The sequence below is a fragment of the Coraliomargarita sinensis genome (genome assembly GCF_003185655.1).
GTDB classification, from domain to species: domain Bacteria; phylum Verrucomicrobiota; class Verrucomicrobiia; order Opitutales; family Coraliomargaritaceae; genus Coraliomargarita_B; species Coraliomargarita_B sinensis.
In genome coordinates, this window is sequence record NZ_QHJQ01000030.1 from 1 (window position 1) to 1,305 (window position 1,305).

At 45.1% G+C, this 1,305-nt stretch carries 3 protein-coding genes; all 3 read left to right on the forward strand.

What is annotated here, in order from left to right:
- The first annotated feature begins 140 nt into the window (after positions 1 to 140).
- Complete coding sequence (locus tag DDZ13_RS15235) at positions 141 to 470, forward strand: hypothetical protein (protein ID WP_110132321.1); 330 nt, start codon at positions 141 to 143, stop codon at positions 468 to 470.
- 38 nt (positions 471 to 508) lie between these two features.
- Positions 509 to 976, forward strand: coding sequence for a hypothetical protein (locus DDZ13_RS15240; protein WP_110132322.1), 468 nt, complete (start codon positions 509 to 511; stop codon positions 974 to 976).
- A gap of 76 nt (positions 977 to 1,052) precedes the next feature.
- A partial coding sequence (locus tag DDZ13_RS15245; RefSeq protein WP_146209409.1) for a hypothetical protein occupies positions 1,053 to 1,305 on the forward strand: 253 nt, incomplete at its 3' end.

Here is a 1,305-nt window from a genome sequence, read left to right on the forward strand (position 1 = left end):
ACGAAGAAGGAATGCGCCTGGGCAATTGGGAAGAGCTTGCAGACAACCTTTACACTAAAACCACCGAGAGCGAACCAGTCGGCATAGTCAACGACGAGGCTGCGCCTCATCGCGACTAGCCTCTACGATCTACGAAAAGAATGAAACTAATCTTCACAATTCTCCTAATTGCACTCGTATTAATCGGTATTGCGCACTACGCGGGTATCACCGTTTTGGACGACATCGAAGTTAAAGAGACGGTTGAGGTTTCCGACGAATCCAAGGAGCGAACAGAAAGAGTAAAAGAACTCACTGAAGCAATTGAGTTGGAGCACCCAGAGATGACTAAGGAAGAGGCAGAAAAGGCAGCGGTCAGGATGAGACTATCCGAGGAAGTCTTGGCGAGACGAGAAGTAGGAGTAGATCCAGTCGACGCAGACAACCCAGTTAACCCGCCCGAAAATCCTAAAAATCAACTGGACGACTGACCCCTCAGGCTGGGTGTCTGGTCTCAACGATAGCAAAAATGAATAAGATATTGGTCATTCTTGTCCTCGTCTTCACGCTTTCGTATGTGGGATGCCGCCATTTCATGACCAAAGATAAAGGAGAAGATATTGTGGTGGATGCCGTATTAGTCATTGATCCAAAAGGAGGATTTGACTCAGCTGAACCAATCAAGGCTGAAGTTTATCTTGAAGGTAGGTATTTAGGCGAAACACCAATAATATTTACCCCTAAAAGGAGAGCCCAACTAGGGCTTCCCGATTACGAAGTAATTGAACTCGACGGGAAAAGACATTGGGTCACATGGGATCTTGGAGGTCCCGGACTTATTGAGATTTCTCACCCTGAATCCATGGAATCTAAAATGATCTTAGAGATTAAAAAACCCTTGGTCTACAAGGAAGATACAAGATTCACAGGGATGTATGGAAGTGAAATTGAAACCGGAATGGGACTATGGGTTCGACTCCAAAAAAACAATCAATAGCTATCAAGGCGGTGCTCACAATTCCGTTACGGCTCCGCCTCCACTCCATGTGACACCTCTACGTTCTGGGAAAGAAATGAAATACCACGATTACAACATCCTATCGTACTCAGTGGATTGCCGGGAAGGCGTGATTGCGATGAATATCGGACGTCCGAATCAGCCAGAGATCGCGAATGAAAAAATAATCTTTTCAGGAGTTGTCGGGTATCACTTCAAAGGTGCAATGGGGTCGATCATTTTGGACCTCGAAGAAAAAGAAATAAAAGAATTCATTGAGAAGAAATCTGAAGCATTCGCAGAATCTTACAGACTTCATGGAATCCCAA

Excerpts from the sequence above, each read along its gene's own strand:
- DDZ13_RS15235 (WP_110132321.1), top strand. The coding sequence starts at position 141 with ATGAAACTAATCTTCACAATTCTCCTAATTGCACTCGTATTAATCGGT.
- DDZ13_RS15240 (WP_110132322.1), top strand. The coding sequence starts at position 509 with ATGAATAAGATATTGGTCATTCTTGTCCTCGTCTTCACGCTTTCGTAT.